Origin of the sequence: Streptomyces sp. S4.7, from assembly GCF_010384365.1 — a bacterium.
In the GTDB taxonomy this organism is placed as follows: Bacteria; Actinomycetota; Actinomycetes; order Streptomycetales; family Streptomycetaceae; genus Streptomyces.
On record NZ_CP048397.1, the window covers coordinates 1,881,148 to 1,895,042 of the forward strand.

Genomic DNA, 13,895 nt, shown 5'->3' on the forward strand with positions numbered 1-13,895 from the left:
GGCACACACCCAGGCCGGTTAACTTCGGCGAAACAAACGGGTCATGCCTGAGAAATCACGCATACCTATGGTCGGGTCCTGCGTGTGCCACCGCACTGGCCACACGACCAGTAGCGATAAACCCCCGCCCCTCCCCGGGACGGGAGGAGGAGGAGCTGGATGTTCCAGAACGCCGACGAGGCCAAGAAGTTCATCGCGGACGAGGACGTGAAATTCGTAGACGTCCGCTTCTGCGACCTGCCTGGCGTGATGCAGCACTTCACGATCCCGGCGAAGGCGTTCGACCCGGCGGACGAGCTGGCTTTCGACGGCTCGTCGATCCGCGGTTTCCAGGCGATCCACGAGTCGGACATGGCACTTCGCGCGGACCTGTCCACCGCTCGCGTGGACCCCTTCCGTCGCGACAAGACGGTGAACATCAACTTCTTCATCCACGACCCGATCACGGGTGAGCAGTACAGCCGCGACCCGCGCAACATCGCCAAGAAGGCCGAGGCGTACCTCGCCTCCACCGGCATCGCGGACACCGCGTACTTCGGCCCGGAGGCCGAGTTCTACGTCTTCGACAACGTGCGCTTCAACACGACGTCGAACGAGAGCTTCTACCACATCGACTCCGAGGCCGGCGCCTGGAACACGGGCTCGACGGAGGACAACCGCGGCTACAAGGTCCGCTACAAGGGCGGCTACTTCCCGGCCCCGCCGGTCGACCACTTCGCCGACCTGCGCGCCGAGATCTCCCTGGAGCTGGACGCCGTCGGCCTCCAGGTCGAGCGCCAGCACCACGAGGTCGGCACCGCCGGCCAGGCCGAGATCAACTACAAGTTCAACACGCTGCTCGCCGCGGCGGACGACCTGATGCTCTTCAAGTACATCGTGAAGAACGTCGCCTGGCGCAACAACAGGACCGCGACCTTCATGCCCAAGCCGATCTTCGGCGACAACGGCTCCGGCATGCACGTTCACCAGTCCCTGTGGGCCGGTGGCGACCCGCTCTTCTACGACGAGCAGGGTTACGCGGGCCTGTCGGACACCGCCCGCTACTACATCGGCGGCATCCTGCGCCACGCGCCGTCGCTGCTGGCGTTCACGAACCCGACGGTGAACTCGTACCACCGCCTGGTCCCCGGCTTCGAGGCCCCGGTCAACCTGGTCTACTCGCAGCGCAACCGCTCGGCCGCGATGCGCATCCCGATCACGGGCTCCAACCCGAAGGCCAAGCGCGTCGAATTCCGCGCCCCGGACCCGTCGTCCAACCCGTACCTGGCCTTCTCGGCCCTGCTCCTCGCGGGCCTGGACGGCATCAAGAACAAGATCGAGCCGGCGGAGCCGATCGACAAGGACCTCTACGAGTTGGCCCCGGAGGAGCACGCGGGCGTGGCCCAGGTCCCGACCTCGCTCCCGGCGGTACTGGATGCCCTCGAGGCCGACAACGAGTACCTCCAGGCGGGCGGCGTGTTCACGTCGGACCTGATCGAGACGTGGATCGACTACAAGCGCACAAACGAAATCGCCCCGATCCAACTCCGCCCGCACCCGCACGAGTTCGAGCTGTACTACGACATCTAGACCGCGAAGTCGGGCCACTTGGGCGGAGGGCACACCAACAGCTCACCGCCGGGCCGATTCCCTGACGTGATGTCAGTCTTTCCGCGAGGGCCGCTACCCCGTAACCGGGGTGGCGGCCCTCGTTCGCGCGTCCGAGGGTCTGTGCAAGGCGTTGCCCCTTCGGGCCCCCGGTCAGGGCCCCTCGGCCCTCCTCCGGTGCCCGGTGGTGGCGGCACACTTGAACGGGGAGGGGGCACGTTGGAGGAGGGATCATGCGTCATGCGCCGCATCTTGTCGCCGATGTGATGACCAATCCTGTCGTCGCGGTCGGGCCCGGGGCCGGGTTCAAGGAGATTGTCGGGACCTTGAGGCGGTGGAAGGTGAGCGCTGTTCCGGTTCTGGAGGGGGACGGGCGGGTCACCGGGGTGGTGTCCGAGGCCGATCTGCTCGGGAAGGAGGAGTTCCGCGACGCGGATCCCAGCCGGCTGGAGCAGCTGCGGCGTCTCGATGATCTGCGGAAGGCCGGAGCCGTGACGGCCGGGGAGCTCATGAGTGCGCCCGCCGTCACCGTACGCGAGGACGCGACGCTGGCTCAGGCCGCGCGGATCATGGCGCAGGGGAGGCTGAAGCGGCTTCCGGTGGTCGACGGCTCCGGGATGTTGCGTGGGATCGTCAGCCGGTCCGATCTGCTCAAGGTGTTCCTGCGGTCCGACGCCGATCTCGCCGAGGAGGTACGCGTCGAGGTGGTCGAGCGTCTCTTCCTGGTGTCCCGCGAGAACGTGCGGGTGACGGTCACCGACGGGGTCGTCACGCTCAGCGGCAGGGTTCGGGACACCGCGCTCGTGCCGGTGGCGGCCCGGCTGGTGCGGGCGGTGGAGGGTGTGGTGGATGTGGAGTGCGACCTGGTGGGGCCGCGGGCCGCGGCGATGGATGGCTTCTCCTCGGAGCTGCGGTCCTGATGTCCTGATCCGTTTGCCCCCGCCGTGCACCCGCCGCACGCTGGAGGCATGACGTTCACAGCCTCCGCGCGGACCACGCACGGCTGGGCCGTCGAGAGGCCCGGCCCGATCGGCACCCACCCCCTGACCCGGGTACGGCGGCGGTCGCCCGGCCCCGGTCCCGGGGACCTGGTGCTGCGGGTGGAGGCGTGCGGCGTGTGCCGGACGGATCTGCATCTGGCCGAGGGGGATCTGGAGCCCCGGCGGCCCGCGGCCGTCCCCGGCCATGAGATCGTCGGCCGCGTCGTCGCCGTCGGCGAGGCCGTGACATCGTTCCGGGCCGGCGACCGGGCCGGCGGTGCGTGGCTGCGCTCCACGTGCGGGCGGTGCCGTTACTGCCTGGCCGGGCGGGAGAACCTCTGCCCCCGGTCCACCTACACGGGGTGGGACGAGGACGGCGGCTTCGCCGATCTGACGCTGGTACCGGCGGACTTCGCCTACCCGCTCCCGGAGACCCACGACGCCGCCTCGCTCGCGCCCCTGCTGTGCGCCGGGATCATCGGCTACCGCGCGCTGCGCCGCTCCGCGCTGCCCGTGGGCGGACGGCTCGGTATCTACGGCTTCGGCGCCTCGGCCCATCTGGCGGCCCAGGTCGCCCTGGCCGAGGGCGCCACCGTCCATGTGCTGACCAGATCGGCGCGGGCACGTGAACTGGCCCTGAGCCTGGGTGCCGCCTCGGCCGGCGGCGCGTACGACCGGCCGCCCGAACCACTCGACTCGGCCGTCCTGTTCGCTCCCGTGGGCGACCTGGTGCCGGTGGCACTGGAGGCGCTGGACCGGTCCGGCACGCTCGCCGTCGCCGGCATCCACCTCTCCGACATCCCCTCGCTGAACTACCGGCGCCATCTCTTCCAGGAGCGTGACCTGCGCAGCGTCACCTCCAACACCCGCCAGGACGGACGCGACTTCCTCGCCCTCGCCGAACGGATCGGTATCCAGGTCACCGTGAGTCCGTATCCGTTGGGCCGGGCGGACCGGGCGCTCGCCGATCTCGCCGGCGACCGGGTCAACGGCGCCGCCGTCCTCGTGCCCGACTGACCCGACTGACCCGACTGACCGGGCCGGCGCGCGGATCGAGCCCGTGCGGATCGGGCCCCGGCAGATCGAGCCAGCGGGCGGTGCCGGGCGGGACGGCCGATTCGCGGTCGCCGAGCACGACGCGTACGGGACCCTCCGCCGATCCCGGTACGCCCACCCGTACCCGCTGCGCCCGGATCCGCAGGTCCACGTCCCAGTGGTCGCGGTAGCGGACGCCGACCCGGAACTTCGACAGCTGGGGCAGCGGCGCGGGGTCGAGCCACAGCCCGTCGTCGCGGGCCTCCAGACCGGTCAGACAGCGCTGTACGAAATCCAGGGTGCCCGCCATCGCGCCCAGATGGATGCCCTCGGCCGTGGTGCCGCCCTGGATGTCCGCGACGTCCCCGATGAGGGCCTCCTCGGCGTACGCCCATGCCTCGTCCCTGCGCGCCCTGGCCAGCACCCACGCGCTGACCAGAGCGCTGAGCGTCGATCCGTGGCTGGTGCGTGGCAGGTAGTAGTCGATCGTGGCGCGCCACGACTCGTCGTCGAGCCGGTGGCCGAGCTGCCGGAAGAGATCCGCGAGTTCCCGCGGGGGGAAGAGATGGCCGAGCATCAGCACGTCCGCCTGTTTCGACGCCTTGTACCGGTTGACCGAGTCCCCCTCGGCCTCCAGGATGCGGTCCAGCCGGCGGATGTCGCCGTACTGGTCGCGGTACCGGTCCCAGTCGAGTTCGGCGAGGTCCCCGTATCCCTCGAACTGGCTGATGACGCCACCGTGGTACGGCACATGGAGGCGGTGTGCGATGTCGTCCCAGCGGTCGTGCTCGGCCGGAGCCAGCCGAAGGCGCTCGAAGAGCTCCTGTCCTCGCGAGGGCGGCAGGGCGCGGCTGAGTTCCAGAGCGCGGGTCAGTACCCACGCCGCGGTGACGTTCGTGTACGCGTTGTCGTCGAGTCCCGGCGCCGGGGCGTCCGGGTAGGCGTCGTGGTACTCGTCGGGACCGACGACACCCCGGACGCGATACCGCTCCAGCGAGGGGTCCCAGACCGCCGAGTCCGCCCAGAAGCGGGCGACCTGGATGAGGATCTCCGCGCCCTCGCCGTACAGGAACGCCGTGTCGCCGCTGGCCTGCGCGTACTGCCACACGTTGTACGCGATCGCCGATCCGACGTGGTGCTGGAGGCGGGAGTGGTCCGGCAGCCAGCGGCCCGAGCGCGGATTGAGATGGAGCTCCTGCGACTCCTCGCGCCCGTCGCTCCCGCTCTGCCAGGGGTACATCGCCCCCGCGCGTCCCACGTCCCGCGCGGCGCGGCATGCCGCGGGCAGCCGCCGGTACCGGTAGCCGAGCAGCGCGCGGGAGACCTCCGGGAAGTGCAGGTTCAGATAGGGCAGGACGAACAGTTCGTCCCAGAAGACATGACCGCGGTACGCCTCGCCGTGCAGGCCCCTCGCGGGTACCCCGACATCCAGGTCCACGGTGTGCGGGGAGAGCGTCTGGAGTACGTGGAACAGGTGCAGACGCAGGATCACGCCCGCCTCCCCCGGCACGTCGAGGGCCGCCCGCCGCCAGATCTGCCGCCAGGCGCGGTGGTGCGAGGCGAGCAGACGGGGAAAGCCCGGCGCGCGCCGTACGGCTTCGGTCGCGGCCGTGAGGGGACCGCTTGTCGCCGGATCGCGCGAGGTGTGGAGCGCCACCGTCTTGTCGACGGCCACCGACTCGCCGCTCTCCACGGGGACCGTCAGGATCTGCACGGCCCGCCGGTCGGTGAGGCGCGTACGGGGCGCGGTGTTACGACGGGGCGCGGCGCCGCGGCGGCCGGCCACCCGGGTCCGTGCGGCCAGCGCGATACGGATGTGGGAGTCGAGCGTGTGGCAGCACAGCCACACCGTGCCGGCTCCGGCATCGGCGCCGTCGCCCGTGCTCCACCGGGTCAGATGCCGGTTCGCGAGGTCCGCGTAGCGGTCGACCCCCTCGTTCCGTACGTCGCCGTCGATCGCCGACTCGACCTCCACCTCGCCCGTCCAGCCCTCGGCGGTGAACGAGGTCCGCTGCGCGGCCAGATGCGGCTCGCCCATATGAACCAGCCGGTGCTGCTCCACGCGCAGCCGGCCCGCGCCGCGCTCCCCCGCCACCGTGTAGAGCGACCGCCGCGTGAGTGTGCCGTGCCGGAGGTCCAGCGTCTGCCCGTGCTCGATCAGCTCGGGACCGTCGGGCGACAACCACGGCCCGGGGCACGCCCCTTCGACTCGTACGCGGTAGCGCAGCGGCAGCCAGTCCGGCAGGTTGACCATGTCCTCGTTCTCGACCCGGCGTCCCGCGACGGTGGACGTCAACCGGTTGTGGACGCCCGCCGCGTAGGTGCCCGGCCGGTGCGAGGGGCCCTCGGACGTCTCGGACGCCGCTCCGCGGGTGGCGAAGTAGCCGTTGCCCAGGGTGCACAGGGCTTCACGCAGGCGTTCGCGCTCCGGGTCGTATCCCTCGTACGTCCATGTCCAGGCATGCGCGGTCCGGCCACCGTCCGTCCGCGCGGTGCTCAACGCAGGGGCCCGTCGCCGCCGTGGGTGACGGGGTGCCAGGTCCAGTCGGCCACCTCGGGAAGGTCGGTCCCGTGCTCCCGGATCCAGGTGTGGTGGCGGAGTCGGGCGTCCTCCATGGCCTGTCGCGCCCGCGTGGCCCGGACCGCGAGCCCGGGGACACGGTCGATGACGTCCATGACGAGCTGGTACCGGTCCATGTTGTTGAGCACCACCATGTCGAACGGGGTCGTGGTGGTGCCGGTCTCCCGGTAGCCGCGTACGTGCAGATTCGGGTGGCCGTTACGGCGGTAGGCGAGCCGGTGGATCAGCCACGGATAGCCGTGGTACGCGAAGATCACCGGCCGGTCGCGGGTGAACAGGGCGTCGTACTGGCTGTCGGACAGTCCGTGCGGATGTTCCGTCTCGGGAAGCAGCCGGGCCAGATCGACCACGTTGACCACACGGAGCGCGAGTCGGGGAAGGTGGTGACGGATCAGCTGGGCGGCGGCGAGCACCTCCTGGGTCGGTACGTCTCCGGCACAGGCGAGCACCACATCGGGCTCGTCCCCCTCCCGTTCGGTGCCGGCCCAGTCCCAGACGCCCGCGCCGCGTGCGCAGTGCGCGCGTGCCTCGTCCAGGGTGAGCCAGTCGAAGGTGGGCTGCTTGCCGGCGACGACGACGTTGACGTAGTCGCGGCTGTGCAGGACGTGCTCGGCGACGGAGAGCAGGGTGTTGGTGTCCGGCGGCAGATAGACCCGTACGACTTCGGGGCTCTTGTTCAGCACGTGGTCGACGAAGCCGGGGTCCTGGTGGGAGAAGCCGTTGTGGTCCTGGCGCCAGACGTGCGAGGTGAGCAGGTAGTTGAGGGAGGCGATCGGCCGGCGCCAGGGCAGGGCGCGGGACACCTTCAGCCACTTGATGTGCTGGTTGACCATCGAGTCCACGATGTGCACGAAGGCCTCGTAGCAGGAGAAGAACCCGTGGCGCCCGGTGAGGAGGTAACCCTCCAGCCAGCCCTGGCAGGTGTGTTCGGAGAGGATCTCCATGACGCGGCCGTGCCGGTCGAGGTGCTCGTCCACCGGCAGTGCCGTGGCCTGCCACGCCTTTCCCGTGGCTCCGTACAGCGACTGGAGCCGGTTGGACGCGGTCTCGTCCGGACCGACGACGCGGAAGTCACGGCGCTCGGTGGTGGCCTCCATGACCGATTCGAGCAGGTCGCCCAGCACCTGCGTCGGTTCGTGCAGGGACGCGCCGGGACGGTCGACCTGCACGGCGTACGGCTCCAGGGCCGGGACGGGCAGCTCCCGCAGCAGCAGACCGCCGTTGGCGTACGGGGTCGCGCCGAGCCGGCGCGCGCCCTCGGGGACGCAGGCCAGCACCTCCGGGAGCGGACGGCCGTCACGGTCGAAGAGCTCCTCCGGCCGGTAGGAGCGCAGCCACGCCTCCAACTGCCGCAGATGGTCGGGGTTCTCGCGTACGGCGGGCAGCGGCACCTGATGGGAGCGCCAGGTGCCCTCGACCGGCAGCCCGTCCACCGTGGCCGGTCCGGTCCAGCCCTTGGGTGTGCGCAGGACGATCACCGGCCAGCGGGGGCGTTCGGTGACTCCGTCCTCCCGTGCGGTGCGCTGGATGAGGGCGATCGTGTCCAGCGCGGTGTCCATGGCCTCGGCCATGGCGCGGTGCACGGCGTACGGATCGTCTCCCGTGACGTGCAGTACCTCGTGACCGTAGCCGCGCAGCAGGTCGTCCAGCTCCTGCTCGGGGATGCGGGCGAGCACCGTCGGATTGGCGATCTTGTAGCCGTTGAGGTGGAGGATCGGGAGAACGGCGCCGTCGCGGACCGGGTCGAGGAACTTGTTGGAGTGCCACGACGCCGCCAGGGGGCCGGTTTCCGCCTCGCCGTCGCCGATGACGCATCCGACCAGAAGACCGGGATTGTCGAAGGCGGCGCCGTAGGCGTGGGAGAGGGAGTAGCCGAGTTCTCCGCCCTCGTGGATCGATCCGGGCGTCTCGGGTGCCACGTGGCTGGGTACCCCGCCGGGGAAGGAGAACTGACGGAAGAGGCGGGCCATGCCGTCCGTGTCACGCCCGATGTCGGGGTACGTCTCGGAGTAGCTTCCCTCCAGCCAGGAGTTGGCCAGCACCGCGGGGCCGCCGTGGCCCGGCCCCCAGACGCACAGGGCGTCACGGTTCCGGGCCTTGATCACGCGGTTGAGGTGGGTGTGGACCAGGTTGAGTCCTGGAGAGGTGCCCCAGTGGCCGAGGAGTCGGGGCTTGATGTGCTCCGGGCGCAGCGGTTCGTCGAGGAGCGGATTGCCCATGAGGTAGATCTGGCCGACCGCCAGATAGTTGGCGGCGCGCCAGTGCGCCACCAGGTTCGCCAGTTCCTCGTCGGTCACCGGGCCGGTGCCCCGGCCCGTCACGGGGCCGCTGGCCGAATCGGTGGCCGGGTCGTGCACCGACGTACTCGCGTCTCGCATCGGTTCCTCCGGGTCGTCGTGGAGCCGGGCGCCGTGTTCCAGCGTCCCCCCGACGGGCGTTTACGGCCAACGCACCGACGAGGCCCTGTCCGCGCGTGGGAGGCCGGACGAGGCGTGTACCCCGGAGGGAGAGCCGGAGTCCTCCGGCCGGCGCATGGGCCCGTTCGGCCCTGGCCCGGTTCCGGAAGGTGGGCCACGATGGGATCGGGGATTGGTCCACGACCGGCGGAAGGGCCGAAATGAGCGAGGTGCGGGAGTTCTCGCCGTCGAACCCGATCCGGGTTTTCCTGCTCGACGACCATGAGGTCGTACGGCGCGGCGTACAGGACCTTCTCGACGCGGAGCCCGACATCGAGGTGGTCGGCGACACGGGCACGGCCGCCCATACGCTGGCCCGGGGCCCGGCCCTGCGCCCGGATGTCGCCGTGCTCGACGTACGGATTCCGGACGGTGACGGAATCACCGTCTGCCGCGAGCTGCGCTCCCTGATGCCCCACCTCGCGTGTCTGATGCTGACGTCGTTCGACGACGACGACGCGCTCCTCGACGCGATCATGGCCGGGGCCGCGGGGTACGTGCTGAAGGAGATCAAGGGGTCGGACCTGGTCGCGGCCGTACGGACGGTCGCCTCCGGCCAGTCCATGCTCGACCCGGCGACCACGACCCGGCTGATGAAGAGTCTTCGCGGCGAGGAGGACGGGACGGCGTCCGAGCAGGACGCCCTGTCGCAGCTCTCCCCCCGTGAGCGGGAGATCCTCGTACTGATCGGCGAAGGACTCACCAACCGTGAGATCGGCGGACGCCTCTATCTGTCCGAGAAGACCGTCAAGAACCACATCTCGCGGCTGCTGGCCAAGCTCGGCGTCGAGCGGCGCATCCAGGCCGCCGTTCTCGCCACGCAGGCGGCCTCCCACGCGGAGGGTCATGTCGGCCGGCCCGACGGGCTCGCGGGCGGGGGACGCTGATCAGCGGGAATACACGGCGCGTGCCGCGGGACGTCACTCGACCGGCAGCGCGCTCTCGTTGCCGTGCGCGTACACACCCAGCAGACGTACCCGGGTCGCCTGCAACCGGTCCGCCACCACTTCCAGCACCCGGCGGGTCAGCTCCAGACCGAGGACGGGGTCCTCGTCGCACAGGGCGCGTACGGCGCGGGCGTCGAACTCGTCGGCCCGGACCATGCTGAACGCCTCGGCACCCAGCCGCCAGGTGTACGGCGGTACCAGCCACGACCATCCCAGCAGGTCACCGTGGCCCAGCATCTCCAGCGTGCCCGCGTTCTGGCCGGGACCGTGCAGATCGAGATTGACGGCGCCCGTGCGGATGACCCAGAACCGGTCCGCCGGGCCCCGGTCCTCGAAGATCCGGGTGCCCGCCGCGAAGGACACCGGACGCGAGCATTTCATCAGACGCTCCCGTCCCTGGCCGGGCAGAGCGTTCATCAGGGTCGTGGTCATGGCCGTACCTCCCGGGGCCGCTCCGGCGACGGTCCCACCACCACGCCGGACGGGTCTTGATATCCAAGACTGCCTGCCGTGGCCGGGCACGGGCAGGGGCCGTCCGGCATCGGGGGCGGGCCCGAACGGCCCGTTCGCCGTCGTGGGGGACGGGGGGGCGGGATCAGCGCGGGAGGTGACCACCACAGGACATGATCACCGCGCGACGACCGGCACCGTCCATACGAGCCGCGTCCCCCCGTCGCCCGGTGCGTCGAGCGTCATGGTGCCGCCCAGCCCGTGCGCCCGCTTTTCGAGGTTCGTCAGCCCGCTCCTCCGGCTCTCCGCCCCGATGCCCACCCCGTCGTCCGACACCGTCAGCGTCAGGACGCCGCCGCGGACCACCAGCGACACCGACGCGGAGGCGGCCCGCGCGTGCCGCGCGACGTTGCTGAGCGCCTCCGCGAGTACGGCGACGGCGTGCTCGGCGGCCTCCGGAGGAACATCCGTGTCGAGCAGGCCCTCCATGCGCAGGGACGGCGTGAAGCCGAGCGGGCGCACCGCCTGCTGGACCGTGTCGGTGACGCGCCCCCGCAGCCCGCGGTTGGCACGCCCGGCCTCACGGACCCGCAGTCCGAAGATCGTCGAGCGAATGATCTTGATGGTCTCGTCGAGGTCGTCCACGGCCCGCAGCAGCCGCTCCTGCGCACCGGGGTGCTCGACGAACCGGACGACGCTCTGGAGGGTCATCCCCGTGGCGAACAGCCGCTGGATCGCCAGATCGTGCAGATCCCGGGCGATCCGGTCCCGGTCCTCCAGCACGGTCATCTGCTCGGCGGCGCGCCGACGCTCGGCGAGCTCCATGGCCAGTGCCGCCTGCGCGGCGAACGTCTGGAGGGGCGCCGTCTCGGCCTGTGTGAACAGCGCGCCGGAGCGGAGCCTGACCAGCAGCAGGACACCCCGCGCCTCCTCGCTGGCGATCATCGGCACCGCGACGGCCGGTCCCAGACCGCCCCAGCGCGGCGGTCCCGCGGTAATCCGGGTGTCGTGCTCCACATCGGCGCTGATGAGCGGCTCTCCGGCGTGCAGAGCGGCGCCGACGAACGAACCGTGCCGGGGCAGCAGCAGACCTTGGTGGGCGTCGGCGTCGACTCCGGCGGCGAGAGCGACACGCAGCGACGTGCCGTCCCTGCCGGGGAGGGCCAGCACCCCGAGGTCGGCGGAGAGGATGTGGCGCGCCTGGTCGACGATCAGCCGCAGCACCTGTGTCTCGTCCGCTCCGGACAGCAGATCGGCCACCACTTCGGCGTTGGCCCGCAGCCAGCTCTGTCTGTCCCGCGCGGTCTCGTAGAGCCGTGCGTTCTCGATCGCCAGCCCGGCCGCCACGGCGAGAGCGGACAGGACGGTCTCGTCGTCGTCGTCGAAGTCTCCGCCGCCGCGCTTCTCGGTCAGGTAGAGGTTTCCGAACACGTTGTCGCGGACCCTGATCGGCACACCGAGGAACGAGTGCATGGGCGGATGGTTCGGCGGAAACCCGTAGGACGCCGGATGACTCGTCAGGTCCGACAGACGCAACGGCCGTGGGTGGCGGATGAGTTCACCCAGGATGCCGTGTCCTTCGGGAAGGTGTCCGATGGCGGCTGCCCTGTCCGGGTCGACGCCGACCGTCAGGAACTGGGAGAGGCGCGTGTCCTCCTCCACGACGCCCAGGGCTCCGTACTCGGCGTCCACCAGCACCACCGCGGCCTCCACGATGCGCCGCAGCACCTGAGGGAGGTCCAGCTCCCGTCCGACGGAGAGCACGGCCTGGAGCAGGCTCTGCACCGATTCGGGATTGCCGTGCTGTACGGCGCCGAGCTGCGCCCGCAACTCGGCGGGCAGCACGTCCTGCCGTTCCGGGACGTCGTCGCCGTCCGTGCCCGTGCCGTCGCCCACGAGTCCTCCGTCGGGGCAGTCCTGCCGTCGGGCCTCCACGAGGCCGCAATTCCACGGTAGCGACTGCGTCCGTCACCGCATCCCGGGACGCCGCCCCCGCCGGGTGGGCGAGGCGGCGTCCCGGGATGCGGTGACAGGCAGAGACCGGGGCAGGCAGCAGGAAGCTCAGGCAGGCGGGCCGCTTCCGGCCTGGGGCGCGGACGTCACGGGCGCCGGTTCTGCCGCTGCCGGATCCGGCGCCCGGTGATCTCGGTCGGAGTGACCCCGATCCACAGGCCGCGGTCGCCGCCGGCCCACGGCGTCGTATGAGCCCGTTCTTCCAGGCGCAGTACGAGATCGGGATCGGTCACCGCGCGGCCGTCACCGATGACGAGGACGCTCCAGCCCTGGCTGAACGCCTCGTCGATGTGGTCCACCTCGAACGCGACCTCCTGGTCCCGGGCCGCCGCCGGCGCCGCTTCCGGTGATGTCCTGAAGGCCACCAGATCGCCGTCGACCGTGTAGTTCACGGGATACACCGCGGGCGCACCGTGCTGGGTCACGGCCACTCTTCCCACCCCGTGGGTGGACAGGAGCCGTCGGCACTCCCGCTCGTCCAGCACGGTCAGCTCCGAATTCCTCCCCGCCGCCCCCAGGCCCGGCGGAAGATCGGCCGTCCCGCCGACCAGCTCCGTGACCGTGGTCTCCAGTGCGTCGGCCAGACGCAGCAGGAAGCCGGTCCCGGGCGCCGCCGCCCACTCCTCCAGGTACTGGATGTAGCCGGGGGCCGAGCCCGCCCGCACCGCGACGTCCTCACGCGTCAGCCCCATCTCCTGGCGCCGGGCCGCCACCCGCCGGCCGAGATCGGACCGATGCGGTACGGGGGCGTCGGGCCGGAAACCATGGTCCTCCCGCGTGCCGGTCATCCCGGTCGCCTCCTCCCGCTCGCGCCTTCGCCCTGGCATGCGCTCTCGTCTCCGTCTCCGTCTCTCCGTCACCGTCCGCGTCTTCCCGGGTACGGGGTGTCAGCCGTGCGGGACGATCGCGACCGGGCACGGTGCGTGGTGCACGGCCGCCCCCAGGACATTGCCCACGCGTACCGCGGTCCTCGGGTGTCTCTCCCGGCGGCCGACGACGAGGAGGCCGGCGCCCGCCGCTCCCCGTACGAGGGCCCTCGCCGGGCTCTCGGCCCGCACGGTGTCGACCACCCGCACGTCGGGGTACTTCTCGCGCCAGGGGCGCAGGGTGTCGGCCAGTTCCCGTTGGGCGCCCCTGATGACGACGCCGGGGAGGTACGGGTCGGCGACGACGCCGCCCCGTGTGTAGGCGGAGGCGGGCAGGTTCCTGCCGTGCACGGCGCGCAGCGTCGCACCGCGCCGGGCCGCGGTGGTGAACGCGAACTCCAGCAGTTCGTCGCACGGGCCGTGCAGACCCAGGGCCACCGCCACGTCGCCCTCGTCGGCCGCCGGTACGGAGTCGTCACGCTCCCGCACGAACACGGTCGGGGCCCGCGCCCGCACCATGATGTGCAGTCCGACGTCGCCGAGGAAGTAGCTCGCCAGAGGTGCCATGTCCCGCGAGCCGAGCACCAGCAGCTCCGATTCCTCCGCCGCCGCCAGCAGCGCGTCCACCGGATCCTCCGCCACCAGGTCCTCGACGACGGGCAGGCCGGGGTGGAGCGACCCGACGCTTCCGCGCGCCTGCTCGACGATCCACTTCGGCCAGTAGTTCGGGTCGTCCTCCACCGCGGGCGGCTGGTCCCACTCCTCGGAGAGCAGCACCCACGCGTGCATCATCCGCAGGGTCACCCCGCGCAGTTCCGCCTCCCGCGCGGCCCAGCGGGCGGCGGTGAGGGATTCGGGCGTGCCGTCGAGACCGACGGTGACGACACGGTTCATGACGGCCCCCTTCCAGGGTGCGGGCCGCCGGGGAGGGGGCCCGCACCGTCAAGCGTGACTCCGGTGGGCGGTGCGCAGCAGGTGCC

General features: G+C 71.3%; 10 protein-coding genes. 4 read left to right on the forward strand and 6 right to left on the reverse strand.

Translation table 11 applies throughout. The annotated features are described in order from the left end of the window. The first annotated feature begins 159 nt into the window (after positions 1 to 159). The 3 genes from glnA (at position 160) to SSPS47_RS08300 (ending at position 3,584) form a co-directional block, all read left to right on the forward strand. A complete protein-coding gene (gene glnA, locus SSPS47_RS08290; RefSeq protein WP_164249882.1) occupies positions 160 to 1,569 on the forward strand; it encodes a type I glutamate--ammonia ligase in 1,410 nt (469 codons plus the stop codon). A gap of 251 nt (positions 1,570 to 1,820) precedes the next feature. Beyond that, on the forward strand, positions 1,821 to 2,507 hold the full coding sequence (locus SSPS47_RS08295) for a CBS domain-containing protein (RefSeq protein ID WP_164249884.1): 687 nt from the start codon (positions 1,821 to 1,823) through the stop codon (positions 2,505 to 2,507). Positions 2,508 to 2,555: 48 nt separating this feature from the next. After that, positions 2,556 to 3,584 carry a zinc-dependent alcohol dehydrogenase family protein gene (locus SSPS47_RS08300; protein WP_164249886.1) on the forward strand — a complete coding sequence of 343 codons (1,029 nt, stop codon included), beginning with the start codon at positions 2,556 to 2,558 and terminating at the stop codon, positions 3,582 to 3,584. On the opposite strand, the gene SSPS47_RS08305 is transcribed toward SSPS47_RS08300, so the two are convergent. Together SSPS47_RS08305 and SSPS47_RS08310 are read right to left on the reverse strand one after the other, a co-directional pair. Next, the gene (locus tag SSPS47_RS08305; protein ID WP_164249888.1) at positions 3,553 to 6,102 is read right to left on the reverse strand and encodes a glycoside hydrolase family 65 protein; all 2,550 of its coding nucleotides are present in this window, start codon (positions 6,100 to 6,102) and stop codon (positions 3,553 to 3,555) included. The genes SSPS47_RS08300 and SSPS47_RS08305 overlap by 32 nt on opposite strands. Further along, entirely contained in the window at positions 6,099 to 8,561 is a 2,463-nt protein-coding gene (locus tag SSPS47_RS08310) for a phosphoketolase family protein (protein WP_164249890.1), read from the reverse strand. The genes SSPS47_RS08305 and SSPS47_RS08310 overlap by 4 nt, the downstream gene beginning before the upstream one ends. A 239-nt stretch (positions 8,562 to 8,800) precedes the next feature. On the opposite strand from SSPS47_RS08310, the gene SSPS47_RS08315 reads away from it, so the two are divergent. After that, on the forward strand, positions 8,801 to 9,526 hold the full coding sequence (locus SSPS47_RS08315) for a response regulator transcription factor (RefSeq protein ID WP_147872658.1): 726 nt from the start codon (positions 8,801 to 8,803) through the stop codon (positions 9,524 to 9,526). Positions 9,527 to 9,559: 33 nt separating this feature from the next. Here the strand turns inward: SSPS47_RS08315 and SSPS47_RS08320 are convergent, their stop codons facing one another. From SSPS47_RS08320 to SSPS47_RS08335, 4 genes are all read right to left on the reverse strand, one after another. Then, a complete protein-coding gene (locus tag SSPS47_RS08320; RefSeq protein WP_164249892.1) occupies positions 9,560 to 10,018 on the reverse strand; it encodes a cyclic nucleotide-binding domain-containing protein in 459 nt (152 codons plus the stop codon). A 195-nt stretch (positions 10,019 to 10,213) separates the two neighbouring features. Then, entirely contained in the window at positions 10,214 to 11,932 is a 1,719-nt protein-coding gene (locus SSPS47_RS08325; RefSeq protein ID WP_164249895.1) for a GAF domain-containing protein, read from the reverse strand. Positions 11,933 to 12,135: 203 nt separating this feature from the next. Next, on the reverse strand, positions 12,136 to 12,837 hold the full coding sequence (locus SSPS47_RS08330) for a pyridoxamine 5'-phosphate oxidase family protein (protein ID WP_164249897.1): 702 nt from the start codon (positions 12,835 to 12,837) through the stop codon (positions 12,136 to 12,138). 99 nt (positions 12,838 to 12,936) lie between these two features. After that, complete coding sequence (locus tag SSPS47_RS08335) at positions 12,937 to 13,809, reverse strand: universal stress protein (protein ID WP_164249899.1); 873 nt, start codon at positions 13,807 to 13,809, stop codon at positions 12,937 to 12,939. Between the last annotated feature and the right edge of the window lie 86 nt (positions 13,810 to 13,895).

Excerpts from the sequence above, each read along its gene's own strand:
- SSPS47_RS08295 (WP_164249884.1), top strand. The coding sequence starts at position 1,821 with ATGCGTCATGCGCCGCATCTTGTCGCCGATGTGATGACCAATCCTGTC.
- SSPS47_RS08320 (WP_164249892.1), bottom strand. The coding sequence starts at position 10,018 with ATGACCACGACCCTGATGAACGCTCTGCCCGGCCAGGGACGGGAGCGT.
- glnA (WP_164249882.1), top strand. The coding sequence starts at position 160 with ATGTTCCAGAACGCCGACGAGGCCAAGAAGTTCATCGCGGACGAGGAC.
- SSPS47_RS08330 (WP_164249897.1), bottom strand. The coding sequence starts at position 12,837 with ATGACCGGCACGCGGGAGGACCATGGTTTCCGGCCCGACGCCCCCGTA.
- SSPS47_RS08335 (WP_164249899.1), bottom strand. The coding sequence starts at position 13,809 with ATGAACCGTGTCGTCACCGTCGGTCTCGACGGCACGCCCGAATCCCTC.
- SSPS47_RS08315 (WP_147872658.1), top strand. The coding sequence starts at position 8,801 with ATGAGCGAGGTGCGGGAGTTCTCGCCGTCGAACCCGATCCGGGTTTTC.
- SSPS47_RS08300 (WP_164249886.1), top strand. The coding sequence starts at position 2,556 with ATGACGTTCACAGCCTCCGCGCGGACCACGCACGGCTGGGCCGTCGAG.
- SSPS47_RS08310 (WP_164249890.1), bottom strand. The coding sequence starts at position 8,561 with ATGCGAGACGCGAGTACGTCGGTGCACGACCCGGCCACCGATTCGGCC.